Genomic DNA, 26436 nt, shown 5'->3' on the forward strand with positions numbered 1-26436 from the left:
TCGATAGATGACGAGCGCATCCGATAGCCTCCGCACGACCGGTGGCCTTCGTACGACCTCCCAATCGACAGGCGGTGAACAACTGTGAGTCGAGCGACGTTCGCCGCCAACGATGCTGAGCAGTCAGAGACAACACACGACGCTGGACGGGCTATCGACGTGTGGGTTGACCTCGCCAGTCCGTCCCACCCGTTTTTCTTCAAGGCACTGACCGACTCGCTCACCAACGTCAAGACAACGGTGACCGTGCGAGAGAAAACCGAAACGGTTCCGCTCGCTCGACAGGTCGGCTACGAGTTTCAGACACTCGGAAAGGACTACGAGAACCCACACCTCCGCAAGCTAGGGATACCGCTGCGAACCGCACAACTGGCTGTCAAAGCACCGAAGGCGGATGTCGCGCTCTCCTCTCGGAACGCGATGTGCGTCCTCGCGGCGAAAGCGCGCGGAATGCCGTCGATCCACTTCACGGATAACGACATCTGCGCCTACGTGGACGGACTGAAGGCGGAGGAACTGTACCACAGACTAGAGGCGCAGGCGACGCATAACGTCGTCCCGGAAGCGTTCCAGTCCGAGGTACTCACAGAGCGAGGAGCGGATCCGGACAGCGTCCACACGTACAGCGGGTACAAAGAGGACGTATACGTGGCCGCCTTCGATCCCGACCCCACGTTCCTCGACGAACTCCCGTTCGACAGCGAGGAGTTCATCGTCGTTCGGCCCGAGGCCCTGTCTGCGACGTACGTAGACGCGAACGGGTCCCTCGTCCCCGACATTCTCGCTGGAGCCGTCGAACGCGGTGTGAACGTGGTCTATCTCCCCCGCGAAGAGAACGACCGCTCGTTTGCCGACGGATTGCCAGCAGAGCGAATCTACATCCCCGACAACCCGCTCTCGGGATTGGAACTTTCGTGGCACGCACGGTGCGTACTGACCGGATCGGGAACGATGGCGCGTGAAGCGGCCCGTATGGAAACACCCGCGGTATCGTTTTTCCCGAGTACGCGCATCTCCGTAGACCGGGCGCTGATCGACGCGGGCGAGATATTCCACTCGCGTGACGCCGAAGACATCCTCGACTACGTGACGTCCATCTCCGACCGTGACGCACATCCCGACCGAACCCGCGCTCGTCGCGTCCGACGCGAAGTTGCCGATCTGACTGCAGACTTGCTGAACGAGAGAGTCAACTGAGTCACCCGTTTTCCCGCCACCGATCGCGCGGACCCGAAAAATTATGTGTATTAGTTGCTGATTTGATACATGGCTCGGACAGCCCTCCACATCACAGTCGCCGTATTAGTCCTCCTCGCAGGCTGTAACGGCGCGTTCGGTGAAATCGGTGCGCAGGAGCCTGAATCGACACCGACGCCAGACGAGTCAGTTTCGAACCCGCCCGGAGTCACTGATCATGGCGTCACAGACGCTATCGCGCTCGTCAGCGCACACCACACGCAAACGGCCAACAGCTCGTACGTATCGAACCACACCGTCACCGTCGAGTATCCCAACGGCAGTCACGCTCGGCAGGTGCGGACGACCCGGCACGGAACGGACAACAACCGGTACCACATGCTGCAACGCGTCCGCGGCCAGTCATCGAGACTGCTCTCGGGTACAGCGTACGAGATGTGGGCGAACAGTACGACTTCCGTGATCGTTGTCAGAGACGACGAAGAACAGCGGTTCTTCAGAGAGCAAGATAACTTCGTACGGGAGGTGACGCGATCACGGCTACTCGCCCTGTTTACGAAGATAGAGACGCGAACGACGGGAACGACGACGGATGGCCAGCCGCTCGTTCATCTGCTCGGAACGGGACCGGTCGAGACGAAACTGCGGCGCGTCGGTACCAAGAACATCTCGAACACATCGTTCACCGCTACCGTGACACCCCACGGCGTCGTCCGGACGTACACACTCCGTTACGAGGGCACGCTTGACGGGACGAACGTCAAGGTAACCGAAACGTACCGGGTGCGATCCAACGAGTCAGTGACCGTTGAGCGACCGTCGTGGGTCCCAACTGCACTGGAGGAAACGAACCGTTCGGGCTGATCTGACTCCCGCAACGAGGTAGCTATCGCCCGACGAGGCCGACAAGTCGAGCGCGAATCGACCCCAGTCGCCCCCGCGTCGCCGTCGTTGCAGACTCATCCGTGGCGGCGCTTCGATCCATTGCCTCGGGATCGACTGTTTCCTCCTCGACCATCGATTCCAACGCGTTGTCCTCGACATCCAACGGCAGTTCGACGCGTCCGCGGCGACGCGAGGACTCCCACGCCGCGAAGATAAGTTCGTCCGCGGCGAGTGCGTCACGGCCATTCAACTCCGACTCCTCGCCGTCGCGTAACGCACGAATGAGCTCCTCGATGGCGCGTTCGGTGTACGTCGTAGAGTCGAGATGGCTGGCGAGGCGCGGGGAGATTCGGCGGGCGACAAGTCGGGTTCCGGCGCGGATCTTCCCCGGTTTCGGTCGGTAGCGGCCGTCAGTTCCGGTATCGACCGTCTTCCACGACTTCCCGTCGCGGCGGTACGCGAGCGTTCCGTCGTCGCGCACCTCGATGACGCCCTTCGTGCCGAGAAGACGGAACAGGGCGTCGCCACAAAACGCCTCTCCGCGACCCGTCGAAGCGAGTCCGTAGACCCCGTTCTCGTACCGCCACTGTGCGATAGCCTGATTCTCGTTGTGTGCTCCGAACAGCACGTTCTCGTTGGTGTAGTCGATCTGTGCGAGAACCCATTCGACGGGTTCGATGTCGTTGTAGAAGTTGGCGAGATCGAACGCGTGCGTTCCCGTATCGTATAGATGCTCCTCACGGAACTCGATACGCCGTAGCTCGCCGATCCTTCCGTCGTCCAAGAGCGCCTTCGCCCGCCGGTAGGGTTTCCCGAAGCGTTGCTGGTGGTTGATCGTGAGCGCAACACCCTCGGCCTCGCACTCTTCGACCATGCGCTTTGCATCGCCCCACGTCAGGGCCAGCGGCTTCTCGCAGTGGATGGCTTCCACAACGCCACTCTGGGCGATATCGACAACGATGTCAGCGTGAGTATCGGGCGGGACGCAGACGCTCACTACGTCCGGTTCCGTCTCAGAGAGCATCTCCTCGTATTTCTCGTAGACGTTAGCGTCGTCAATGTCGTACGCGGCCGCAAACGCGGCCGCGTTCTCGGGAACGATGTCCGCGCAAGCGACGGGTTCGCAGTCGTCGAGTCGTTCGTAGCCCGCAGCGTGGCGGTACGCCATGGCAAAGCCGTCACCGTCGGGGTCGCCGGTGCCGACGAATCCGATTCTAAATGTCACACAGGAGCGTACGAGTGTCCGGTCGTTGAGTATACGCGTCATAACGGTTGGCCACGCCGAACGATGGAGGGCGGAGACACAGTTCAGTGGTTGTGGTCGCGCTTGTGGCCTTAACAGATGCATTACAATGACTCGAAGAGGACACCTCGGGAGTATGGAGCGTGCGCCACGTCCAGCGATACAGTTGTACAGCGTCCGGGAGCTACCCGAACCGCTCCCCGACGTGATTCGGCGCGTCTCGAACGCCGGGTTCGAAGGCGTCGAGTTCGCAAATCGGTTCTTCGAAGAAGACCCCGAAGCCGTTGCCGACGCACTCGCGGAGACGGGTGTCGTCCCGGTCGCCGCCCACGCCGACCTCTCAGCGGTGGAAGAAGCCGTCGAGGGAGCGAACGACTTGCTTGAGCGCTTGGAGACGGTCGGTTGTGACCGAGTAATCGTTCCCCACATCTCGCCGCGGCACTTCCAGACGCGGTGGGCCGTTCGGTCGCTCTCGTACCGTCTCACGGATGTGGCCCACGAACTCGACGCACACGGCGTGCGCCTCGGTTACCATACGATGCGTCACGACCTGTATCCGATGTTCCCGGAAGCCGTCGGCACGGTGTTCGACCAAACACCGGTCCCGCAGGGCGTCGCCAACATCGGCGCACAGGCGCTCGCCCGTCTCCGCCGTGCGGACCCCCGCGCTGATCTCGCAGAGGTTCCGAGCGAATCCGGGTTTTGGAACCTCCTCGCCCGAACGACGCCGGAAGACGTGTGCTTCGAGGTGGACGTGGGTGAAGTCACCGCCGCCGGATTCGATCCTGCGGCGGCGGTCGAACTCGCCGCTGGACGGATTCCCTGCATCCACGTCCGCGATGTAGCAGCGACAGGTCGATTCGGAACGTACGACAACGCCGACCCCGGAGAGGGCGACGTAGATTTCGACGCCGTCGCCCACGCGGCACGCAAAAGCGGCACCGAGTGGCTGGTCTACGAACACGACGACCCGGACGACCCGCACCGGACTATCGACGACGGCGCGGCCCTGCTCGGTCGCCTCTGCGGAGACGATGACACAGACAGTGCAGAGTTGGCCGGGTCCGCGCGCATCGAGTCGCCGCGATAGCCGGTACGATACCCGAAATCGGTTAATCGCACTATTACAATCCGGGTCTCGGGGGTCACTTGGTGTATGGAACTTCAGCACCGTCGCCTCGACGATTCGCCACCGTGCGGTCGAATGAGTTTCTGCCTCACGACTGATCTGACGGGAAACGGTCGCCCAGACGTTCTCGTCGGCGCGCTCGGCGGCGAGTATCCCGTCACGCTGCCCGTCCTCGGCAAGGAGATAGACCTGCGCAAACTGCCGGGGACGCGCGAGGCGATTCATCGTCACGAGCGGAACGTGTTCTGGTACGAGAACCCCGGATGGGAACGACACGACGTGGCCCGCGCGCCGGACCTCTCGGTCGGCGGTGCCCTCGGGGACATCACGGGGACAGGGACGGTAGACCTCGTCGCCGGACAGAACCTCAACCAGTACGACCTCTACTGGTTCGAGCAACCCGACGACCCGCGCGAGTCGTGGACGCGCCGCCTCGTCACCGACGACTTCGAGAAGTACCACGACGTCGCCGTCGCGGACGTAGACGGCGACGGCGAGAGCGAAGTGATCGCGTTATCACAGGAAAGCGAAGTGATCTTCTACTACGACGTGCCCGCAGATCCCCGGCGCGAACCGTGGCCGGTTGCCAACCGCCACGTCGTCGCCGACAACATCAACGTCGAGGGCGTCCAAGTCGGCGACATCGACGGCGATGGGACCGTCGAAATTCTCGCCGGGCCGAACGTGTTCCACCGCGAAGACGACGGATCGTGGACGCGAGAGCGCATCGCCACCGGATGGGACTGGACGCGCGTCGTCGCCGCAGACGTTGACGGCGACGGCGAGAGCGAGGTGATCGTCACTGAGGGAGACCTCCCGTATCAGGGCGACAGACGCGCACGTCTCGGCGTGTTCGATCCGCCGGGGTGGACACCGACGATTCTGCATGACGACCTATCGAATCCTCACTCGCTCCAACTCGCGGATTTGGACGGCAACGGGAGCCCGGACGTGTACGTTGCCGAGATGGGCCTCGAATCGGGGCACAACCCGCGGCAGTTCGTCTTCTGGAACCGTGGGGACGGCACGTTCGAGGAGGAAGTGATCGTCGAAGGCGTCCCGACGCACGAGGCGAAACTCGTGGATTTAGACGGTGATGGGCGACTCGACATCGTCGGAAAATCCTACGTCGAACCGAGTGTGGACGCGTGGTTCAACGTGGCTTGAGATGTCTCTGACGCCCGACATCGGAATCCGTCCGCGCGTTCGGGAGAGTGCAAGCATGACGAAGGAGGCCGTCGTCAGCCGAGTTACCGGAACGGCGGTCGCTGACGCTGTCAGACTGCTCGGTTTCGACAGTGTGTTCTCTGACGTGATGAATCGCATGACAGGTCCGTTGCTTCCGGACGAAGCGGTGTTTCGCATCAATGGCGAGGAGTGGCGCTTCCGCATCTCGACACGGTTCGAGTACGAGAGTTTGTCGAAGTACCGGACCGACCCCGACAGGCTGGTTCTCCAACACTTCGTACGGAGCCTCCGCGACGACGACGTGGTCTGGGATGTCGGCGCGCACGTCGGTGTGTTCAGCGTCCTGGCCGCGGGACAGGTCCCCGCAGGCACCGTCATCGCTATCGAACCCCTTCCCGAAAACGCCGAACAACTCCGAGAGAACCTCAAACGGAACGGGCGTGACGCGACAGTTCGACAACTCGCTCTCGACGACGAGAGCAGACGAGCCGAACTCGGCGTCAACAGCCCGAGCGGCGCAGGTGCGTTCGGTACTCTCAACGGTCTCTCCAGCCGCCGACGAACCACCGTACAGACTGACTGCGGTGACTCGCTGGTCACCGACGGTGTCCCGGCACCGACAGTGTTGAAAGTAGACGTACAAGGGGCCGAACTCAACGTCCTGCGCGGGCTTCAACGCAGTCTCCTCGGTTGCCGTATCGTCTGTGTCAACGTCTACGAGAAGCACTTCACCCGCGGCGACGAGGGTGAGGAGATACGGGACATCCTCGAATCGTCTGGATTGCACGTCGAGCGTCTCGCCGAGTGGGACGGTGGTCACTTCCTGTGGGGAACGCGAGAGTCGTAAATGACCGATGCCAGTCTGACGAGACGGCTTGCCCGTGCCGGATTCGAGGCGCTCGCTCGACTCGACGGTGCGACGAACGTCTCGCATCTGTACCCGGACGAGGCAAACGCCGTCCTTGCGTACCACGCTGTCGGTGAGCCTGCGGGTTACGGAAACATCTCCACCGACCGATTTCGTCGTGACCTCGACTACATTACCGAACACTTCACGGTAGGTGACCTGCCCGCAGTCCTCGACTCCTACGGTGGAAAACGCGTTGCACTCACGTTCGACGACGCGTACGACGACTTCTACGAGAACGTCCTCCCGCTACTCCGCGAGTACAACGTCCCGGCGACGCTGTTCGTCCCAGTCGAGTTCGTCGGCGGTTGTCCCGACGACTACGCGTATCGATTCGCGCGGTCACCAATCGACCACGAATCGTTCAACGATCCGTCGTTATTCGACGGAGAGACCGTCCGCGGTCCGAGTATGATGTCGTGGGACCGGCTGAACGAGGTTGCGGCGGACCCGCTCGTCACCGTCGGCACCCACACGCGGACGCACCCGGACCTCGGCCGCATCCACGACCGGGAGACGCTGGAGTACGAAATCGTCGGTGCGAGAGACGTACTCGAAGAGCGATTGGGCGTAGACGTTGACCGTTTCTGTTACCCGTACGGCCGGTACTCAGGCGAAGCGGTGTCAGTAGTGGAAGAATCACACAGATTGGCGGTTACCTCTCAGCACGGGGTCCTGATTGACATCGAAGCCGCTGACAGATATCGACTTCCTCGTGTGCGTGCGCATAAAGAGGAGCAGTACGTTCGATGGGACCTCTCCGGACTCCGGTGGGAACTGACCGAGTTGGTCAGCTGATCGAAAAAGCAGCTCTGCTACCCGTTCAGGAACTGGCTGCGGATCGTGTCGCGTACCTCAACCGCCCGACAGCCGAGACGGATGACGCCGTCAAGTGCAAGATGGACGAGATGGTCGAGCGGAGACTTGTTTCTCGTGACATCGTCCGGCGGCGAGTACGTTCGGGCGAACTCGAACAGTTCGGGCCGTCGATTCGTGAGTCGCTTTCGGTACCGACGACTGACGATGCGTTTGCGGATGTAGCCGGAGAGACTCGTCGCGTAGTCGTGATAGATAACGGCGTCCGGGCAGTAAACGATCTGGTCGCGGTCATACCCAGTACGGATGAGCCGATACGTGAGGTCGATACCCTCGTGTCCCGCACGTCCGCCGAGCTTCTCGTCGAATCCCGAAACCGAGCGGTACGCCTCGCGGTCGATGGAGGTGTTCCCCTCAATGTTCAGAAGATACGGAAGCGTCCGATCACCGAGGTCGTACCAGCGCTGAAGCCGGTTGTAGAACGTCTTCGATTGGGGAAAGATGCGACCGCGTACGGCGACAACGTCCGAATCGTCGTGTGCGCAGCGGTGCGCCGCAACGAAATTCTCCTCCGGAACGGCATCGTCATCAAGAAACAACAGGAGGTCGGAAAGGGCGAGTTCCGCACCGAGATTTCGCGCAATCGTGACGCCGCAGTTCCGGATGAGTTCGACGTACGCCGTCCCACAGTCAAGGTCGTGGAGTCTCGACTCGATATCCCAATCGACGCCGTTGTTCACCACGACAAGTTCGAACGCGTCGTCGGTCTGTGCTTCGATTGCGGTGAGGACGGAGTCGAACGCGTTCCTGCTAGTCTGAAACGTCACGACGACGACCGAAATTGCCGGTTCGGTAGCCTGGACGCTGTCGAATCCCGTCTCGACTAAGTGCCGGTACACACCGGATAACCGTTCGGCTCTGCCGATGCAGGGCGTCTCGTCGGCGGGTGCTTCCGAGTTGTCCACCACGCTCTGCGGTTCGGAATCCGGTCCGGTGTCCGACTCGGACTGCATGTCGATTACTCGCCCGTCATCCCGTCCGGAGTAGAGAACGCGGAGGCGTCCGGCAAGGAGGCCACGTCCGTGTTCACACCGCGGGACGTTGCAGTTGAAACCGATTCGTCGAATGCGTCGTTAGCTGGAGTTGTGAGTGAGAGCGAGTCGATAGCTGGAGTTGCGGTTGAGAGCGCGTCGATAGCGGGGGTTGGGGGTGAAAGCGAGTCGGTGGGTGGATACTCTCGAAGTGTGCGGACGTGGCTGTCCCCGGTCGTGAAGATGACTTCCATCGTCCCGTTTTTATAGCTGTCCTCGTCCCCTCGTTGCGGTAATCGACCGCGGTCGTATCCTTGCATGAACACTACTCAGACCGCATCTCGTTTCGACAGTCGGTCAGCGGCGGTCAACACGGACCCCTGTGCGACCGAACTCTGCGCCGCGACCCGTCGCGCCCGTACACATTACGGTGAACACTGGGGAAAGGTATGGTTATACGGGATGAAACACCCGCACAATGGAACGGGTGTCTGGTTAGCCGCCGAAACAATCATCATCACCCCAGCATCGGTGTGCCAGTAGAGATTCAGTTGTCTCTCGCTATCGTCGCGCCCGAAACGATAGCGACTCCCGAAACGAAGGCCACCGAACCGTACCACAGACCCATTCTACCGCCTCGGTGTGTTACACTGCTAATAACCAAAGATGTCTTCAACGTTCACACAAAGCGTGATGTTCGTTCTCCGAGCAGTCCGCACAGGACGCAAAGATAAACCAGCGCGGCAGTCGCAACCGGGGGGCTGACAACCGTGTCTCCCTCACAGAGCCAACACGCTGACTCGACGTCCCCACGCTGGACGAGAGTACTCCTCGTCGTCGGATTCCTCGGCCTTGCCGGTGGCGTCCTTACAGCACGGGCGGACCCTGCGACCGGATACGAAGTGTCAGTGTACGCGGCGACGCCGCCCGCATTCTGGGTCGGTATCATTGGCGCAGCAACCATCGGTACTGTCGTGGCACTGTTCGACCGCGATCTCGGTCGAATCACCGGTGTCAGCCTCACAGGCCTGAGTACGGTATCGTTCCTCGCACTCCCGCTTTTCCGAGGATACTACTTCTTCGGGTCGGGCGACGCACTGACACATCTCGGCTGGGCAAAGCAGATGCTCGGTCCCGAGTTCGGATTCTTCGACCTCATCTATCCCGGCGGGCACTCACTCGGTGTGTTCCTCTCACAGACGATGGGCGTCCCGGTCAGGTGGGGAATGATGTACGCGATGCTTACGATGTCGGTGCTGACGTTGCTTTTCGTCCCCTTGGCCGTGTGGGTAGTCGTGCGTGACTCACGTGCGGTCATCATCGCGGCGTTCACGGCCATGCTGATGCTGCCGATCAACAACATCAGTACACACTCGCACTTCCACACGTACACGCTGACGACGCTGTACTTCCCGTTTGTTCTCTACTTACTGTTCAAGCATCTCACTCGTGACGCAGAAGACGTATCGCTTCCGAGTTGGACCGCAGCAACCAGCCTCGTCTTACCAATCGCGCTGGCGGCGAACGTGTTCTATCATCCGCAGGTAGCGGTGAACGTCCTCATATTCATGGGAACCGTACTCGCGGTCGGTGTCGCGTGGCGCCGTCGCGTCCGTGTAACGCAGCCAGCGGCGGCGGACGGCGGGCAACGCCATCGACTGATACTCGGACAGGTCATCTTCCTCACGGTCCTCCTCGGGGTGTGGGCGACGCAGTACCAGCAGACGTTCACGCTGCTGAACAACGTCTACCTGTCCGCACAGGCGTTTCTGACGACTGGAACCGGTGCAGGACAGGTCGCCGCAGAGCGCGGGGGTTCAGCACAAGCAATCGGTGTCAGCCTCGTCGAACTGTTCGTCAAACTGTTCGCAGTCAACGCGCTGTACATCGCCTTGGCGGCCGGTTTGGTGGCCGCGCTAGTGTTCGGGATGATCCAGAATCGATCCGACAGCGACATGGCCGTGACCTACATCGGCTTCTCTGCGCTGACGCTCGGACCGTTTTTCGCCGTGCAGTTCATCGGCGACGTGTCAGGGTACTTCTTCCGGCACCTCGGATTCGCCATGGTTCTCGTCGGTATCGTCGGCGCAATCGCGCTCTATCACCTCTCTGATACGCTCCAAGACACAATTAGAGGACGGAGGAAGGCTATCGTCGCGGTACTCACCGTGGCTGTGCTGTGTCTCTCGCTCGCAGCGTACTTCCCCTCGCCGTACATCTACAACCCCTCGCCGCAAAGCCCCGAACAGCAGTTCGTCGGCTACGACACCACCTTCGAACACCGGGCGGAAGGGGCCGCCGTGGCGGGCATTCGATCAGGTCCGGGGCGCTTCAGCGACGCACTGAACGACGACTTCGACCCCCGTCTGATGTGGACGCTGTCTGGAGAGCAGTTCAACAGTGCAGAGAACGTGACGCAGTTCAGGCAGTACTCGTATTCGGAGCAGCCGTTTTACTATCTCGTGGTATCCGAAAAAGACAAAGACCGCGAGTTGGACGCGTTTCGGTCGCTTCGATACCAAGAAGCAGACTTCGAACGCATCACGGACGGGGGCGAATCCGCGAATCTCACAGATCCACACGAACGGTGGGTTCGACGCCTACTACGTCAATCAGCGCGGGAACTCACTGGAACCGCCTGAGAAAACGACCAGTTAACTTGCTTTTAAACGGGGTGAGTCGTCTCCGTTTCACCTCTCGTAGGGTCTGCAACGGAGTATTTATTCGACGGCCATCGTCGTACACGCACCTCTGTGATGTCGTGCAGGCGCGACAGTAGCCGCAGTGAGTTTCAGCACAGTACCGTGTAACTGCCTCATTACTATATCTTCAAGAGACACCAGTTGGTCTATAATGCGGGCGACAGACGTTCTGTTAGTTGGACCAGCCGGTACGACCGGTGGTATCGCGCAGTATATCCAAGAGCAACGCCGTCGCCTCCCTCGGAGCGTCTCCGCTCGAACCTACGACGTTTCCGTCCCGACGAGCGACTCGATCCGAGCGTTTGCCGTGGCGATACTCCTCGCGTTCGTGCAGATACTTCGCTTCCCGTTCAGACGCCGACCGGACGTGGTTCACGTCCACTCCAGTCACTGGAACTCGTTCTACCAGTCGGGTCTGTACGTTCTCCTCGCGTCTACAATCTGGCGCGTCCCCGTCGTCCTCCATATCCACGGGTCGTCGTTCGACTCGTTCATGCAGACGGAGTCGAAGCCGGTTCGCCTCTTTCAGTCGGTCGTTTTCTCGCAGTGTGACAGAGTCATCGTCCTCTCGGACTACTGGCGAGACATCGTCGGCGTCCGGGCCGCAGAGGAGAAAATAACCGTCCTCCCGAACGCCGTCGATCCCGACGAGTACGACCCGCGATACGATGCGTCGCCGCCGCATCTCGTCTTTATTTCGAACCATATCGAACGCAAGGGCATCAAAGAGCTCGTCGAGGCCGTAGACACGCTGATGCGGAACGACGAGAACTGCCGTGTCACTATCGGCGGGAGCGGTCCGCTGTCGCACCTCGCAGCAGATATCGCGGAGCGACACGAACGGGTGAGCTACGAAGGATACGTCTCCGAGGAGCGGAAACGTGAAATCTTGAACGATAGCTCAATGTTCGTGCTACCCACGTACGCCGAAAATCTCCCCATCGCACTGTTAGAGGCGATGGCGGGCGGGAACGTGCTCGTCTCGACGACGGTCGGTGCGATCCCCAGCCTCATCAACGATGACAACGGCGTCCTCGTCGAACCGGGCAACGCGACGGCGCTGGCGGCGACGCTGTCAGACCTCGTTCACGACCCAGAGCGCGTCGAACAGATGGCACAGACGAGTCGGGAGCGAGTCGAACAAAACTATTCGTGGGCCGTCGCCACCGAGCGACTCGACGACCTCTACCGCGAACTCGCGCACTGACAGACGACGGCGACCGACGAGTGCGGCCTCGGATCAGCAATAACTATCTTGATTGGTCGGCCATAAACACCCTGACCGTAGACGTTCGAACGGCAGTGAAACCGGCGTGAAGCATACCCTAACCTGGAATACAGCCCATAACTAAGCGTTAACCGAGACGAGACAGACTCGGTGAACGATACGTATGATGAAACTCGCCGAGCGTTCGTCTTGGGCCTCGACGGAGTTCCGTGGGGACTCCTCGAACGCCTCGTGGACGACGGCGAGTTACCGAACTTCGAACGCCTCCTGAACGAGGGAGCGTCGGGCCCGCTCCGGAGTACGGTTCCCGCGAACACGCCCGTCGCATGGCCCTCCATCGCAACGGGGACGTGGCCCGACAAGCACGGACTGTACGAGTTCATGAAACTCAATGCCGCGTACAAGCAGTCGCCGTACTCCAGCGCGGACATCGATCAACCACCGCTCTGGGAACTCGTCTCTCCGTCGGTTGTCGCCAACGTCCCGATGACGTATCCGACGAGCGACCCCGGCGAAGACAGCGGCATCGTCAGCGGTATGATGACACCGCAGATAGATGGTGCGGCCGTCAATCCAGACTCGCTTCGCTCGGAATTCGACCGTCGGCTCCCGGATTACGAGATCGACATCAAATGGCGCGACTACGCGGGACGCAAAGCGGAGTTCCTTCGGGATCTCGAAAACGTCCTCGACGGTCGTCGGCAGTTGATGGAGATGCTCATGGAGAACGAAGCGTGGCGACTGTTCTTCTTCGTCTACGTCGCTCCCGATAGACTCCAGCACCTCATTTGGGACGAGGAAACGCTCCGTGAGCACTACGGGAAACTCGACGAAATCCTCGGTGACGTAATGGCGTACTGTGAGGAGCGCGATTCGAATCTCTACGTGGTCTCCGATCACGGCTTTGCGCCCATCGAGAAAGTCATCAGTGTCAACCGGATTCTCGCGGACGAAGGGCTGTTAACCGTCAAAGACAGCGACGGGACGCGCGGTGCGCTATCGAGTATCGGGCTGAACAAAGCGCGCGTGCAGAGTGCGCTAAAGAGCGTCGGAATCACGGACGAAAAGCTAGTCCGGAGCCTGCCAAAGTCCGTTGTGGACTTCTTCGCAGAACGCATCCCCGGCAGTCACGGACTGTACGACGTGGAGTTCGACCGGACGGACGCCTTCCTCCACGGCCTCGGAAGCGTCTACATCAACGACACCGAGCGATTCGAACAGGGGACCGTCCCGCCGACGGCCGTCGAACGGACGAAGTGCGAGGTCATAGGCGTTCTCGAAGCGGCGACGGACCCCGAAACGGGAGACTCACTGCTCACCGTCCACGACGGGGACGAACTGTTCCCAAATGATCCAGAAGCGCCGGATATCGTGGTCGAAGCAAAGGACGGCTATCACGTCGAACCGAAACTCGGAGAGCGCGCAGTCGAACCTGCGACGGATATCGCCGCGTACCATCGGCCGGAAGGCATTTTCTTCGCGTGGGGTGACGACGTTCGCTCCGGTGCGACAGTCGAAGACGCCGAGGTCGTGGACGTGGCACCGACAGTTCTCCACTCGCTCGGACAGGAGATCCCCGAGATGGCGGATGGTCGAGTTCTCGCAGAGATGTTCCGGTCCGACTCCGAACCGGCGACGACCGCCGTCCAGACGGGGCGGTACGCGAAACGCGAGGGTGCAAAAGCAACGGAGACGGACACCGAGACGGTCGAGGACCGGCTTCGCGGACTCGGGTATATGGAGTGACCCACCGGGATCGATGGCGAATGACACGCGACGACAGTCGGACGTTCACGCGTCGTCGTCTCCTCGGTCTCCTCGGAAGTGCGGGCGTCGCCTCCCTCGCAGGATGCGGCGGGCGTGACACGACGCCGACAGCAACCCCGGAGAAACCCGGTCCATTCAAGCAAACGTCGGACAGTCCCGATGAAAATCCGAGGATGCGGGACGGAATCGGGTTCGACCGCGTAGTGAACGCGGTCGATGACCTCAGCTGGGATCCGAGCGGTGAAGAAGCGATAGACGACTCATTAGATCAGACTCTCCGCGAAGGGACGCTTATCGAAGTTCCGCCGGGCACGTACCGCGTCAAGCGGCGGCACGACGTCGAAGGCGTCTCCAGATGGGGAATCGTCGGAATCGGAACGAACCGGCGGGCCGTGCAGTTTACGCCTCCAACAGGCCGATCGTTCCGCTGGCTAATGGTCGATGGCGGGAGTGACATCCTCATCAAGAACTTCACCATGCAACAGGGTCGCAAGTTCGACCGGTCCATCGGGATGGGTTTTCTCGTCGACGATGGACTCAAACTGTACAACGTCGAGAAGGCCGGATCGAACCCGCGGGAGAACTCCGGGTCCGGCGCGGAGAACGGTATCGTCGTTCAGGTAACGAAGCCCGACGGCGTCGCCGTCGTCGATACGTTTGTCCGCAAAGGACCGCAGGACTTCGCACACTACCCCGGTAACGCCATCACCGTATTCACCGGCCGCGGGCACCTCGGGACAGTGTACTATCGAAACCTCCACATCGAGAACGGCGGCGAACACGGTATCTACGCCTCGAAAGGACAAGGAAACGTCCGCGTCGAAGGCGGGTTGTTCAAGAACAACCTCGGGGACGGCGTCCGAATCGCCGGAGAGGGATCATGGGTGAAAGGTGCCACCGTCGTCATCGACATGGACGACCGGACTCCCGGAAACCGGGGGAACTGGCACCAAGCAAGAGGAATCCACCTACAGTCGGGCGAGTACGGTTACACCGGCGGACTGGTCGAAGACTGTACGGTTATTGCACACGCGTCGCCGCGGACAGAAGCCCTCCTAAAGATAGAACACAGCCAAGGAGCTGCGACAGTCAGAAATTGTCGCTTCTTCAATAATACGGATTACCGTACAATCGTCGTAGACAAGCCGGCGACAGGCCCCCAACAGCCGAAAAAGCCGTGGGAGGTGACGTTCGAGAACATCGAAATATCCGGTCGTGCGTCGAACACCGTTGCGATGCTTCTCGAAGACCGCCCCGGTTCGAAGATTTCGAACGTGACGATTGACCTACCGAGTGTCGGCGTAGACGGAATCGTCCTCAACAACTGCGAAGGGACCGTCATCGACAACATGAACGTCGTCACAGGGGGCTATCCCCTGCGAGTGTCGAGTAACAGCGACGGAGAGCAGTGTCTCGTGACACTCAAAAACCTCCGTCGTCTCAAGTCGTCGCTGCTGTCCGACGCTGATACGGAACAACTCGCAAGTTCGCTCTCGGGGTCCACTTGTCTGGATGGGAACGACACAGCGAAGCAAACGTTCGCCGTGATCGGCGCAAACGACGACCGCCTCTACGGGACGGTTCTCGACGAGCAGTAAGACGCCGACCGAACCGACAATTACAGTCGGCATATCTCTTCTGATCTGCAGTTAATGCTTGATTAACGCATTTTCAGACCGTCTACGCACACACCGTGCTGTTTGTCACACTATGCCAAATGTGCCGGGAGAAGCCGGAACAGGTAAGTAAACGCTCCGTTAGAATCGGTTATGTAGATGAAAATTAGATATTCAAGATCTAATGAAAGTCGCTATATTTTTGGTATTATTCCTAACTAATACGCCATGGAATAATCGATGCATTTAATATCTTAAGCTGAGTCTAAACAGATGTCCATGGCAGAACAACCTGCAAACAGCCCGAACGACGCGGGCGCTGAAAACACTGAGAACCAATCTGACGACACAAAACTGCTCGGCCGCCGTGACGCCCTGAAACTAGGTGCTGCGACTGCTGCTGTCGCCGCCGGTGCGGGCGCTGCAACCACAACGGCTACCGCTGCAATCGAACGCGAAGGCGTAACGTTCGACCGCGTGGTGAACGCGGTCGATGACCTCGGAATGGATCCCAACGGAAACGACCGGATCGACAGCAAACTCGAAGACGCACTCAGTCCGGGCACGCTCATCGAGTTCCCCGCGGGGACGTACAAGATAGCGAGCAAGCAAGTCCTTGAAGACCGTACGGGCATCGTCGGTATCGCCGACGACCGCTCGAAAGTTCGGTTCGTTCCCCCGCAGGGGAAGGGCATGCGCTGGATCAACTTCGGTAACGTCGCCGGTGCGGTTCTGAAGAACTTCACCATCGACCGACTGGACGACTATGACACCACGGTCGGGATGGGCGGGAACATCAAGCGCAACTTCGTCCTGAAGAACGTCGAGTACGACGGCTGGACCCCGACGGGTCCGCAGATGTTCGCGGCGAACGTCACCGACTCCGACGGGACGGCAGTCGTAGACGGTCTCTACCGGACTGGTCCGACAGAGTTCCAACACTACCCCAAATCCTCACTAGACATCTGGTCGGGTCGCGGCCACGAAGGCCACATGGTGCTGCGGAACATCGAGATTCACAACGGCTCCGAATCCGGAATCTACACCGGAAAGGGGAACGGAACCTACCTCATCGAGGACGGATACTTCAAGAACGTCGTCCACACGGCAGTTCGCGCCGCCGGCCGCGACTCGACGGTCCGAAACTGTACCATCGTGATGGACACGGAAGACTGGGACCCCCGCAACGAGAAAGTCGAGTCCACCTACGACGACGGCGAACCCATCCAGCTCAACCGGGCAATCTGGGCGCAGACGAACGACAAGCAGTTCTCCGGTCCCGTCATCGAGGACTGTGACATCATCATCAAAAACACCACTTCGACGGCGCTCGCCGGGATCTATGTCAACTTCGATACCGGCGGCGCAAAGATTCGCAACACACGTATCCAGTGTGACTCCGGTCACGTCATCCCCATCTACGGACAGAGCCCGACCAACGAGGCGGGCGAACCGATCGAGATGGAACTCGACGGCGTGAGCGTCACTGGGTCCGCGTGGGACAAGGCCGCGATGTACTTCGAGGACCGTCCCAACTCGGTCATCCGCAACTGCTGTATCCAATCATCGAACAACAACGACGGCGTCCTGCTCGACAACTGTGACGGATCGACCGTCGAGAACACGAACATCAACGTCGGCGGTCGGGCAACGACGTTCAAGAACGGGAGCGTCTCCACCTCGTCCATCACGTCGAGCGACAGTTGTCCGCTCCCTTCCCTGCCGAGTTCGACGCCGAGCGACGGCACGCCCTCGACCGGGGACGGATCCGGCGGATCGGACGATTCATCGAGCTACGACCTCCCGTACCGCTTCAAAGTCGAGAGTACGGGCGGCGGCAAGACGGAGTTCACCGTCTCGACCAGCGGGACGATGAAGCCCGCCTCTGACGCCGAAGGCGTCGTCGAGAACAACACGGTTTCCGACAGAGTCGGCCCGGAATCCGGCGTCGATAGCTACCTGTACGAAGGCTACGTCACGGACTTCTCGGTGACCGGCGGCGAGCATGCAAACTACTACATCGAAACGTCCGACGGGTCGAAGTCGGTGCAGGTGTCACCCGAACTCCTCTCGGCGAACAGGTTCGTCGTCAAGAGTACCGGCGGCGGCGTGGCGTCGTACGACGTGACTGTTGACGGCGAAATCGTCCGCGGAGCGTGCGGACTTGAGGATACGGTTGACGGCCAAACGGCTTCCGGCCGCGTCGGTCCCGACTCCGGAATAGACGCGTTCCACTACACCGGGAGCATCACCGACCTTACGTTCGACGGTGCCGAGTACGCGACGGTCACGGTCAACGGCAAGGAAATCGACCCGAACCAGTACGGTGAGGGCGATTCGACCAGCGACCTGCCGAACTCGCTCACCATTTCCGGAACGGGGACCAATTCGACGTACACGGTCACTGTCTCCGAAGATATCGATGTCTCTCCGGACGAGACGGACGACATCTCGGGTAACATCTCGACGAAGAGTGCGGAAGGTGCCGTCACCGATGGCGAGGATAAGTACGTCTACGCCGGTGAAATTACGGACTTCACGCTGAACGGGGACGCGAAAGTCTTCGTCAACGGGAACGAAGTTGACCCCGCGACGCTCGGCAGCAGCAGTCTGCCGAACACGCTCGTCGTCGATGGGACTGGCAGTGACGCCGCGGGAACCTACACGGTCTACGTCTCCGGCGACATCGAGGCTGCCCCCGACCTGACCGTCGCGGGTGAGAGCAACTCACTCGACAGCGTCGAGGACAAGGTGTTCGACGGGAAAATCGCCGGTGTCGTCAAGACTGGGAAGGACGGATACCGCTTCTCCGGCGACATCACGAAGATGGAAATCAACGGTGACGCGGTGGTGAACCTCGGGCAGTAACACCGCAGCCACGGACACCTACGCCCTACCCGCGTCGAGTTCCCGCACTCAGTCGGGATGATACGACTGAACTGAGAAACACGTTCGACGCCCCTTCACTATTTTGCGGACGCGTTATTCCATGTAGCCGAGCGATTTGAGGCGACTCTCGACCTCCCGTTCGTCAACCGATTCGTACTCGTCGTCGCTCGCGTCTTCGACGCGCGCGAGAACCTCTTCGAGGACGTAGGCAACGTACTCGTCGGACGTATCGAAGTTCGACCGGGGAAGGCGGCCCTCGATTCGGTCAAGGATGTGGACGGGAAGCGAAACCTCGCGGGTGTCGCTCTCGGAAAGAGAATCGCTCGTGTTCGTGTTCATACTGACCAATGTAGCCGTTCGTTGGAGAACAGCGCGGTTTGTTATAGACCGGCTACGGGTACCGCGACCGGCAAATCAGTCGAGCAGCGCAACGACACTCACGCCCGGTTGCCAGACGGCCATCACGGGTACACGCGGCATAACAAAACCCCGAAAGCGGGTACTGCGATGCATGACTGACATGCGTGATGTCGTCCTCGTCACTATCGACAGCTTCCGCACCGACCGGTGCGGTTTCCTCGGTAGTGACGACGGACTCACACCGGCGATGGATCGCCTCGCCGCGGATGGCCTCGTCTTCGAGAACGCCGTCGCACCCGCCGGAGCGACGAGCGGATCCTCCTCGACGTTCTTCACCGGGCGCTACCCAATCGAGCGTTCGACTGCGGAAGACCGCAAAGCGGTGATGCGACAGAATCTGAAAGCCGGCCGAACGCTGCCCCAGCAGTTCAAAGATATGGGCTACCGAACTGCCGGATTCACCGCGAATCCGTGGACCTCACGGTTCTTCGGCTATGATGCCGGATTCGACCACTTCGAGGACTTCATGGACGGTGATCTGACCAGCGACACCATCGAAAAAGGCGACCGCGGCGGGACCTTCTCAGACCTCACCAGTCAGTTGCTCAACTGGTGGCAGGGACAGGACATGTACATGTCGTGGGACGCCTACTACGACCAGATACTCGACTGGTTGGACGAAGCGCGGGAGGGCGACGAACCGTTCTTCCTGTGGATATTCTTGGTTGACGTTCACATGCCGTATCTCCCGCCGAAAGGCTATCGGTCCCAGTCCTCCGCCGCCGCCTACGCCGCCAACGCGTGGTTGTTCGGCGGCGCAAAGCAGAATACTCCGTTGTCGGGACTACTTCACGACCGACTGCTTCGGGCCTACGACGACACGGTTCGCTTTACCGACGAGTTCGTGGACCGAATCGCGCGAGCGGTAGACGACGACACCGCCCTCTGCGTTCACGCCGACCACGGCGAGTCGTTCGGCGAGCGCGATGGACACTACGGCCACGGCTCCCTCTACGAGGAGACAGTTCGCGTCCCGCTCTTCGTGGCTAACCACCCCCAAGACCGAATCAAGCGACCGTTTTCTCTCGCCGGATTGCCAGCTCTCCTGACCCGGTTGGGTCGCGGTGAGACGGTCGACGACTCTATCGCTCACCCCATCGTCACCAGTCGGAACAACGACGGCTGGCGCGTCGCCCACGGTGGGTCGTGGCGCTACACCCGCCGACCCGAAGGCGAATCGGTCGAGACAGCCGATGGCGACCCGATAGACGACGAGGAACTGTACGATATCGGACAGTCGGTGATAGACCACGAAATCGAGGCCGAAGAAGAGCGACGGCGTGTGATCGATGCCGCCGTCGAAGTAACCGAATCCGGGCCGCTCTGAGACAGACAGCCGAGACCTCAATGCTCCGGGAGTCGGCTTTCAAACGAATCCTCAAACGTTCGTTTCGTTCGTGTCAGACCGGAACTTTGTCCGGCCTCGGAAGCGTTCGAGGAAACGCTTTACATGTTGTACGGCTTTGACGGCCCGTTCACCACCGAGAGCGACTGCGAGAGCGGGGAACGACTCGGCTTGTGAGGGGTCGTATCGAATACTCCGGAGGAGGAACCGAACAGCGTCGCGGTACTGACCGTTCACCAGCGCAGCATGGGCAAGCGAACGCGACTGCGCCGCGACGAGGGCCTTTTCGTGTCGTCTGCCGTACTTGCGGGCCAGCGGTCGGTGTTTCTCCAAGAACAGCGGGTACGAAACGTCTCGTTTCTGTTCGTAGTTGTCGCTGATCTGGCCGTGCGAATCGACTCGACGGACGGCGAGGGGTTCCGTAACGGTCTCGAAAGCGCACACTTCCGAGACCCGCAGGTACCACTCACGGTCCTGCCAACTCGGAAATCGCGTATCTAACAGGCCGACCTCGTCAATGACGGACCGACGCACCATCACGGAGGAGAACGGACAGAGCGGTGCGCCGCGGAACAATTCGTGCGTCACCCACCCGCGCGTCTCGGGAACGCGATAGTTCGTCGTCGTTCCGTCGTCGGCGACGTTTTCCTGTCCGGTGTAGACGAAGCCGACTTCGTCGCTCGCGTTCTCGAACGCCCGTACCTGTTTTTCGACCTTCCGAGGCCGCCAGTAGTCGTCGTCGTCGAGGAAAGCGACGAACTCGCCGCGTGAGGCTTCGATACCGGTGTTGCGCGCGGCGTTCGCACCACGATTGACCTCGTGTCGGACGACGTGGACGCGGTGGAGACTGTCTGTCTCGGCGTCCGCAACGATGGGTTCGATTGGGTCCGGCGAACAGTCGTCAACGACGACGAGTTCGATGGGGGCGTACGTCTGGTCGTTGACGCTCTCGACCGCGGCGTCGAGATACTCGGGCCGCCCGTACGCCGGAACGACTACCGAAACCAAACCGGACTCCGTGTCGTGACTCATTGATGCCGAGTTTGCCTCACGGGGTCTTTGTTCACCGCTTACTAATTATCCGAACCCAGCGCCGAACACGACGAGACGGGCGTCGGTACGGCAGACAGAAGCGGGCATTACCGGCGGCATAACGATAGGTTCGGGACCGCTCTCGTAGAGACGTATGGAATCTCGCGTGCGTTCGGAGGGTCGGCGGTGAGCCGACTCCGTGCCCTTCTCCGTCGTCTCGTTCCCAGCGGTGGGACTGCAGAACGCGTCGTCAAGAGCGCCATCTGGGCGATGGGACAGAACGCGTTCGGTCGCGTCCTCCAGTTGGCGATGCTCGTCGTCCTCGCGCGTCTCATCGGCCCGACGCAGATCGGCCTCGTTGGGGTCGCACTACTCGCACTGAGCGGAATTAAGAAGTTCACAAACGTCGGATTGGACGCCGCGCTCGTCCAAGACGAAAACGAGGACGTGGACGAACACCTGAACACGGTGTGGATACTCGAAATCGCTCGCGGGGCGATCATCTCGGGGCTGTTGGTCCTCGCCGCGCCGTTCATCGCACAGATCCTCGGGGACGGCAACATCCAGAGTACGACGACACTGATTCAAGTTATCGCCCTGTCCCCGCTCCTTCTGGGCTTCAAGAATCCGGGGATGGTCTACTTTCAGAAAAATCTCGACTTCCACAAACGGTTCGTCTACCGAGTCAGCGGCGACGTGGTACAGGTGATTGTTGCTATCGCGTGGGCACTCGTCAGCCCCACGGCGATGTCGTTAGTCGCGGGGTACGTCGCCGCCGACTTCCTTCGTCTCGTCCTGTCGTACCTCCTCCACGACTTCCGGCCGAACCTCAGCTTCAGCCGGGAGTCCGCAAACGAACTCATCAACTACGGCAAGTGGATAACCGGGTCGTCGATTCTCTACTTCCTCTACAGCGAGGGTGACGACGCTTTCGTCGGCGCGTTCATCGGAGCCGCACCGCTGGCGTTCTATCAGTACGCGTACCGCTTTTCGAACGCGCCCGCGACCGAGCTGACGAGCGTCATCTCAAGCGTCATGTTTCCGGCGTTCTCGAAACTACAGGATGACACCGAACAACTTCGTAACACGTTCAAGAAAACGCTCCGCGTGAATGCGTTCATCTCAGCGCCCGTTGCTTTCGGAATCGCTGTCGTCGCGCCGGACTTCGTGATGGTTGCCCTCGGCGAGGAGTGGATGACGATGGTTCTTCCGATGCAGATACTCGCCATCTACGGGTTCCTTCGCGCTCTCGGGCAGACGTTCGGTCCCATCTGGAAGGCGCTCGGTCGGCCGGATTTACTCACGAAACTGGGTACGCTCCGTGTCATCCTCATCGCACTCACGATCTATCCGGTGACGGTAACGTGGGGGTACGGCATCGCTGGCACCGCCGCGGTCGTCACGGCAATCTACGTCTTCCCGATGATGCCAATCGACATCTATCTCACCGCGAAGATGCTCGAAATACACCCGTTCGAAACGGTGCGCGAAATCGGCTTCCCCGTGCTGGCGAGTGCGATCATGGCGGGAGTGGTCTGGTACATCAACTCGATTGTCCAACTGCCCGCCATCGCAGAGTTAGTCATCGGCATCGTCGTCGGCGCGGCCACCTACTTCATGGTGGTGGCTCTCCTCGAACGCCAGTTCCGCTGGGGCATCGGCCAGAACATTCAAGGAATCGTCGCAAACGCCCGTCGCTGAGACGGCGACAAGCATCGGCTAATCCGACACGTTCGAGAACCGTTCGAGGTTAGTCGCTGACGAATTAATGCACCGGAGTGTCACCCATTCAGTAGCAAATGCCACGCGATATCGTCTGGATAACACTCGAAAGCGTTCGGCAGGACCACACGTCGCTGGATGGATACCGCCGCGACACAACACCGTTTTTGCAGTCGTTGGCCGACCGGTCGGATGGTGCGACGTTCAAACACTGCTTCTCGCACGACGTGTGGACTCGCGCGTCGAGTGCGTCGATCCTCACCGGGCTTGCATCATCGTCACACCGGACGTGGACGCAGGAAAATCGGCTGTCGAGTGACGTCCCGACGATTCCCGAGGCGCTTCAACGAACCGACTACCGAACAGCCTGTGTCTCGCCGAATCCGCAGTTAAGCGAGGTAACGGGTCTCGCCCGCGGATTCGACCACTTCCATTACCTAGGTAAGGACACCCTTCTCGACGAGGCGGGCGTTTTGACTGTCCTCGGCTACCTGACGAAACTCAACCAGCACTCCGCAGGCTACACGACGGACACCGCAAAGCACTCCGTCGGGTACGTTAGCGACGCCATCGCGCGGCGGCACATCCGCGAGGCGGCGCAAGCAGACGAGGACCTGTTTCTCTACGTCCATCTCGGCGACAGCCACCACCCGTACTATCCGCCGAAGCCGTACCAAGACCTGTTTGCGGATGGATTCGAGATGTCCGTCGGCGAATCGCTCGACCTCGTGCTGGAGATGTCCTCGAATCTGCACGGCTATATCGCTCGCGGCGTTCCGTTCACCAATGATGAGTGGAACGCCCTGCAGGCGATGTATGACGCGACCATCCGCTACGTGGACGACACGGTTCGGAGCATCGTCGAGTGCGCTGAAAACCGATTGAATGACCCCATCGTAGTCGTCACGTCCGACCACGGCGAACTGTTCGGCGAACAGGAGATGCTCGCACACATGGTCGTCGCCGACGACGCCGTCTCGCACGTCCCCCTCGTCGTCTGTGGAATCGAGGCTGTCGAGAGCCACAACGGCGTCGTCCAACACGCCGACGCGATGAAGACGGTCCTCAACGAAGTCGGCGTCGAGTTCGAGGTACCCATCGGCTACGACCTCCGCGAACAGGACCGCGAGTTCGCCGTCACGCAACGCAGCGGCGTCCGGTGTGCGAGCAAACTCGACATGATTGGAGAGCGAGACGACGCCTTCGACGCCTCGTCTTATCATGTGGGTGACCTAACGAGTCTTCGAACGCTCGACCACCGTTACCAGCAAAGTGAGTCCGGCGAGGACCTGTTCGCCGTTCCCGATGGGGTGAGCGACGTGAGCGAGGAGCGATCCGACGTGTGCGCCGAGTTAGCCCAGAAATGCGAATCGTGGCTCGACAGCTACGGCCTGCCGGAGTCCGAACGGGAAGAACAAGCCGAGTTCGACGATTCGATGACCTCGCACCTCGAAGACCTCGGGTATCTCTGAACCGGCCAGCACGAAACCTGACGGAACGACGAAACGAAACCTGTTTTCCGATCGCCTTCGTCGGATCGGTGATGACCACAACCGTCTATTTCGACCTCGACGGAACGCTCCTCGACTACGAGACCCCATTCGATACGTGGTTCGAACGAACTGTCCCAGTGGAGGCAACGGCGGCAATAACCGAGACGTTCGGGTCGAATCTGACCGCTTCCCTCGATTCGTTCGAGCCAGACCCGTACGAACGGGCGTTTGAGGTGGTCTGCAACGAGTACGGGATCGACGCCGACCCGGAGGCGCTGGCGACAACGTTTGTCGATACCGAGGTGGCGGCGACGCGCGTCGCGCCGTCAGTCCGGCGGCTCGTTGCTTCCGTTGCCGAACGACACCAGTCAGGAATCCTCACGAACGGTAACGAGACGGTCCAGCGGAGGAAAGTCGAGACGCACGGGTTGGACGAGTTGGTAGACGAAATCGTCGTGTCGGAAGAGGTGGGTGCACGAAAGCCCGACGCGGGGATATTCGAGACAGCGAAGGAGCGACTTCCCGCGGACGCGTTCGTCTTCGTCGGCGACTCCTACGAGACAGACATCGTCCCCGCCCAAGAGCACGGCTTTGAGACAGTGTACGTCGGGGACGATCACCGGCCGGATGCCACCGTCGCGGCCGCTAACACCGAGGCGTTGGCGTCGCTCCTTCGTCCACTGGTCGGGTGAAAACGGGGAATCGTCGTTACTCGTCGCCGTCGTCGCCGCCGTCGTACGCGGGGACGTCCGTCTCGAAGCCTTTCTCCAGATGCTCGTTGGCGCGTCTATCGAGAATGGTACCCGCAAGAAACACGAGGACGCTGACAACGAGACCGAAGAGTGACTTGCTCGTCGCAGCGTCGTTGCGGCGGCGGAGTACGCGGGAGACGCTGCGAATCGCATGGAGTCCTCCAACGAACATTCCAACCATCCCGAGGACGTAGGCAGCGACAGCGGGTTGGTACGAGCGGTCGCTGGCGCGGTGTCCGAGCCGTCGGAGAAAGTTCTGGAACAGCAGTCCGGAGAGACTGGGAACGAACGTGCGATAGACGATACCGCTCTCTTCGTCGCCGTAAACTGCTTGGTGCGGTACGTTCACAACGCGGGCATCGTGTAGATTCAACGTCGTGAGCATGTCGTTGAGGAATCCGTACTGGTCGTATACCTCCACCAGAGGGATACGTTCGAGCACCTCGACGGAGATTGCAGTGTAGCCGTTCTGTGAATCGATGGTCTTCCAGTAGCCGCTAGAGAGGTTCGTGAGTCGCGTAAGCAGTTTGTTTCCGAACAGTCGCCACGAACTCATCTCACCGACGTTCTCGCGGCGGCTGATTCGGTCACCCTTCGCGTAGTCGGCGCGGCCCTCCACGATTGGGTCCAGAAAGTGCGGGAGAACCGCGGGGTCCATCTGTGCATCGCCGTTCATCACGGCGACAACGTCCATCTCGTCGGCCATCGCACGATAGTAGCCGGTTTTGATGCCCGCGCCGACACCGCTATTCGTCTCGTGTCGGATGGGGACGACGTGCGGGCCCTCGTGATGACCCCCGTCGGGGGCGACCGGTTCGGCCCGGTCGTCATTCAGTCGCCGCGCTGTCTCCCGTATCTCTTGCCACGTGTCGTCCGTCGAACCGTCGTCAACGGCGTAGACACGGTCAACGTACGACGGAACGCTCTCAATCGTTCGCCCGACGAACCGCTCTTCGTTGTAGGCTGGTACGACGACTGCGACTCGGTTGCCTTTATACATGGTTCTCCGGTGGCCGTCCCCGTCCGGCGCACCGAACGCCTCACTTGCGAGTGAAACAGTGAGGAACGTCGGTG

Annotated in this window: 21 protein-coding genes; 15 read left to right on the forward strand and 6 right to left on the reverse strand. The window is 60.6% G+C overall.

Features of this window, described 5'->3' with window-relative positions; all coding sequences use genetic code 11:
- Nucleotides 1-84: 84 nt before the first annotated feature.
- Both HBOR_RS18240 and HBOR_RS18245 read left to right on the forward strand, forming a co-directional pair.
- Nucleotides 85-1197, forward strand: coding sequence for a DUF354 domain-containing protein (locus HBOR_RS18240; RefSeq protein WP_006055729.1), 1113 nt, complete (start codon nt 85-87; stop codon nt 1195-1197).
- Nucleotides 1198-1266: 69 nt separating this feature from the next.
- Nucleotides 1267-2061 (forward strand): DUF7537 family lipoprotein, encoded by a 795-nt coding sequence (locus HBOR_RS18245; RefSeq protein WP_006055730.1) that lies wholly within the window; start codon nt 1267-1269, stop codon nt 2059-2061.
- A gap of 22 nt (nt 2062-2083) precedes the next feature.
- On the opposite strand, the gene HBOR_RS18250 is transcribed toward HBOR_RS18245, so the two are convergent.
- Nucleotides 2084-3307, reverse strand: coding sequence for a Gfo/Idh/MocA family protein (locus HBOR_RS18250; protein ID WP_013440797.1), 1224 nt, complete (start codon nt 3305-3307; stop codon nt 2084-2086).
- Between the two features lie 154 nt (nt 3308-3461).
- Here HBOR_RS18250 and HBOR_RS18255 point away from each other — a divergent pair, with 154 nt between their 5' ends.
- The 4 genes from HBOR_RS18255 to HBOR_RS18270 all read left to right on the forward strand — a co-directional run bounded on the left by HBOR_RS18255 (nt 3462) and on the right by HBOR_RS18270 (nt 7347).
- Entirely contained in the window at nt 3462-4415 is a 954-nt protein-coding gene (locus HBOR_RS18255) for a sugar phosphate isomerase/epimerase family protein (RefSeq protein ID WP_006055732.1), read from the forward strand.
- A gap of 66 nt (nt 4416-4481) precedes the next feature.
- Complete coding sequence (locus tag HBOR_RS18260) at nt 4482-5621, forward strand: FG-GAP repeat domain-containing protein (RefSeq protein WP_006055733.1); 1140 nt, start codon at nt 4482-4484, stop codon at nt 5619-5621.
- Between the two features lies 1 nt (nt 5622).
- Nucleotides 5623-6489, forward strand: coding sequence for an FkbM family methyltransferase (locus HBOR_RS18265; protein ID WP_006055734.1), 867 nt, complete (start codon nt 5623-5625; stop codon nt 6487-6489).
- Nucleotides 6490-7347, forward strand: a complete 858-nt coding sequence (locus HBOR_RS18270) for a polysaccharide deacetylase family protein (RefSeq protein WP_006055735.1) — start codon at nt 6490-6492, stop codon at nt 7345-7347. It abuts the gene before it with no gap.
- 17 nt (nt 7348-7364) lie between these two features.
- Here HBOR_RS18270 and HBOR_RS18275 read toward each other — a convergent pair whose 3' ends face one another.
- Together HBOR_RS18275 and HBOR_RS18280 are read right to left on the reverse strand one after the other, a co-directional pair.
- On the reverse strand, nt 7365-8378 hold the full coding sequence (locus HBOR_RS18275) for a glycosyltransferase family 2 protein (RefSeq protein ID WP_006055736.1): 1014 nt from the start codon (nt 8376-8378) through the stop codon (nt 7365-7367).
- A gap of 5 nt (nt 8379-8383) precedes the next feature.
- Entirely contained in the window at nt 8384-8716 is a 333-nt protein-coding gene (locus HBOR_RS18280) for a hypothetical protein (RefSeq protein WP_006055737.1), read from the reverse strand.
- Between the two features lie 450 nt (nt 8717-9166).
- On the opposite strand from HBOR_RS18280, the gene HBOR_RS18285 reads away from it, so the two are divergent.
- From HBOR_RS18285 to HBOR_RS18305, 5 genes are all read left to right on the forward strand, one after another.
- Complete coding sequence (locus HBOR_RS18285; RefSeq protein WP_013440798.1) at nt 9167-11038, forward strand: hypothetical protein; 1872 nt, start codon at nt 9167-9169, stop codon at nt 11036-11038.
- 211 nt (nt 11039-11249) lie between these two features.
- On the forward strand, nt 11250-12305 hold the full coding sequence (locus HBOR_RS18290; protein ID WP_006055739.1) for a glycosyltransferase family 4 protein: 1056 nt from the start codon (nt 11250-11252) through the stop codon (nt 12303-12305).
- 171 nt (nt 12306-12476) lie between these two features.
- On the forward strand, nt 12477-14072 hold the full coding sequence (locus HBOR_RS18295; RefSeq protein ID WP_006055740.1) for an alkaline phosphatase family protein: 1596 nt from the start codon (nt 12477-12479) through the stop codon (nt 14070-14072).
- A gap of 20 nt (nt 14073-14092) precedes the next feature.
- The gene (locus HBOR_RS18300) at nt 14093-15691 is read left to right on the forward strand and encodes a right-handed parallel beta-helix repeat-containing protein (RefSeq protein ID WP_006055741.1); all 1599 of its coding nucleotides are present in this window, start codon (nt 14093-14095) and stop codon (nt 15689-15691) included.
- A 297-nt stretch (nt 15692-15988) separates the two neighbouring features.
- Nucleotides 15989-18577: a hypothetical protein gene (locus HBOR_RS18305; RefSeq protein WP_006055742.1), complete on the forward strand. Its 2589-nt coding sequence runs from the start codon at nt 15989-15991 to the stop codon at nt 18575-18577.
- Between the two features lie 114 nt (nt 18578-18691).
- Here HBOR_RS18305 and HBOR_RS18310 read toward each other — a convergent pair whose 3' ends face one another.
- Nucleotides 18692-18937: a hypothetical protein gene (locus HBOR_RS18310; protein WP_006055743.1), complete on the reverse strand. Its 246-nt coding sequence runs from the start codon at nt 18935-18937 to the stop codon at nt 18692-18694.
- 172 nt (nt 18938-19109) lie between these two features.
- Here HBOR_RS18310 and HBOR_RS18315 point away from each other — a divergent pair, with 172 nt between their 5' ends.
- A complete protein-coding gene (locus HBOR_RS18315; RefSeq protein WP_006055744.1) occupies nt 19110-20345 on the forward strand; it encodes a sulfatase in 1236 nt (411 codons plus the stop codon).
- A gap of 51 nt (nt 20346-20396) precedes the next feature.
- Here HBOR_RS18315 and HBOR_RS18320 read toward each other — a convergent pair whose 3' ends face one another.
- The gene (locus tag HBOR_RS18320; protein WP_006055745.1) at nt 20397-21395 is read right to left on the reverse strand and encodes a glycosyltransferase family 2 protein; all 999 of its coding nucleotides are present in this window, start codon (nt 21393-21395) and stop codon (nt 20397-20399) included.
- 186 nt (nt 21396-21581) lie between these two features.
- Here HBOR_RS18320 and HBOR_RS18325 point away from each other — a divergent pair, with 186 nt between their 5' ends.
- The 3 genes from HBOR_RS18325 (at nt 21582) to HBOR_RS18335 (ending at nt 25302) form a co-directional block, all read left to right on the forward strand.
- Nucleotides 21582-23096 (forward strand): lipopolysaccharide biosynthesis protein, encoded by a 1515-nt coding sequence (locus tag HBOR_RS18325; protein ID WP_006055746.1) that lies wholly within the window; start codon nt 21582-21584, stop codon nt 23094-23096.
- Nucleotides 23097-23194: 98 nt separating this feature from the next.
- Nucleotides 23195-24589, forward strand: coding sequence for a sulfatase (locus HBOR_RS18330; RefSeq protein WP_006055747.1), 1395 nt, complete (start codon nt 23195-23197; stop codon nt 24587-24589).
- 71 nt (nt 24590-24660) lie between these two features.
- Nucleotides 24661-25302, forward strand: a complete 642-nt coding sequence (locus HBOR_RS18335; RefSeq protein WP_006055748.1) for an HAD family hydrolase — start codon at nt 24661-24663, stop codon at nt 25300-25302.
- A 16-nt stretch (nt 25303-25318) separates the two neighbouring features.
- Here HBOR_RS18335 and HBOR_RS18340 read toward each other — a convergent pair whose 3' ends face one another.
- Nucleotides 25319-26362, reverse strand: coding sequence for a glycosyltransferase family 2 protein (locus HBOR_RS18340; protein WP_006055749.1), 1044 nt, complete (start codon nt 26360-26362; stop codon nt 25319-25321).
- Nucleotides 26363-26436 lie beyond the last annotated feature (74 nt).

The organism is Halogeometricum borinquense DSM 11551, from assembly GCF_000172995.2.
GTDB classification, from domain to species: domain Archaea; phylum Halobacteriota; class Halobacteria; order Halobacteriales; family Haloferacaceae; genus Halogeometricum; species Halogeometricum borinquense.

Excerpts from the sequence above, each read along its gene's own strand:
- HBOR_RS18245 (WP_006055730.1), top strand. The coding sequence starts at position 1,267 with ATGGCTCGGACAGCCCTCCACATCACAGTCGCCGTATTAGTCCTCCTC.
- HBOR_RS18255 (WP_006055732.1), top strand. The coding sequence starts at position 3,462 with ATGGAGCGTGCGCCACGTCCAGCGATACAGTTGTACAGCGTCCGGGAG.
- HBOR_RS18260 (WP_006055733.1), top strand. The coding sequence starts at position 4,482 with ATGGAACTTCAGCACCGTCGCCTCGACGATTCGCCACCGTGCGGTCGA.
- HBOR_RS18265 (WP_006055734.1), top strand. The coding sequence starts at position 5,623 with ATGTCTCTGACGCCCGACATCGGAATCCGTCCGCGCGTTCGGGAGAGT.
- HBOR_RS18270 (WP_006055735.1), top strand. The coding sequence starts at position 6,490 with ATGACCGATGCCAGTCTGACGAGACGGCTTGCCCGTGCCGGATTCGAG.
- HBOR_RS18275 (WP_006055736.1), bottom strand. The coding sequence starts at position 8,378 with ATGCAGTCCGAGTCGGACACCGGACCGGATTCCGAACCGCAGAGCGTG.
- HBOR_RS18280 (WP_006055737.1), bottom strand. The coding sequence starts at position 8,716 with ATGCAAGGATACGACCGCGGTCGATTACCGCAACGAGGGGACGAGGAC.
- HBOR_RS18290 (WP_006055739.1), top strand. The coding sequence starts at position 11,250 with ATGCGGGCGACAGACGTTCTGTTAGTTGGACCAGCCGGTACGACCGGT.
- HBOR_RS18300 (WP_006055741.1), top strand. The coding sequence starts at position 14,093 with ATGACACGCGACGACAGTCGGACGTTCACGCGTCGTCGTCTCCTCGGT.
- HBOR_RS18305 (WP_006055742.1), top strand. The coding sequence starts at position 15,989 with ATGGCAGAACAACCTGCAAACAGCCCGAACGACGCGGGCGCTGAAAAC.
- HBOR_RS18310 (WP_006055743.1), bottom strand. The coding sequence starts at position 18,937 with ATGAACACGAACACGAGCGATTCTCTTTCCGAGAGCGACACCCGCGAG.
- HBOR_RS18315 (WP_006055744.1), top strand. The coding sequence starts at position 19,110 with ATGACTGACATGCGTGATGTCGTCCTCGTCACTATCGACAGCTTCCGC.
- HBOR_RS18320 (WP_006055745.1), bottom strand. The coding sequence starts at position 21,395 with ATGAGTCACGACACGGAGTCCGGTTTGGTTTCGGTAGTCGTTCCGGCG.
- HBOR_RS18330 (WP_006055747.1), top strand. The coding sequence starts at position 23,195 with ATGCCACGCGATATCGTCTGGATAACACTCGAAAGCGTTCGGCAGGAC.
- HBOR_RS18335 (WP_006055748.1), top strand. The coding sequence starts at position 24,661 with ATGACCACAACCGTCTATTTCGACCTCGACGGAACGCTCCTCGACTAC.
- HBOR_RS18340 (WP_006055749.1), bottom strand. The coding sequence starts at position 26,362 with ATGTATAAAGGCAACCGAGTCGCAGTCGTCGTACCAGCCTACAACGAA.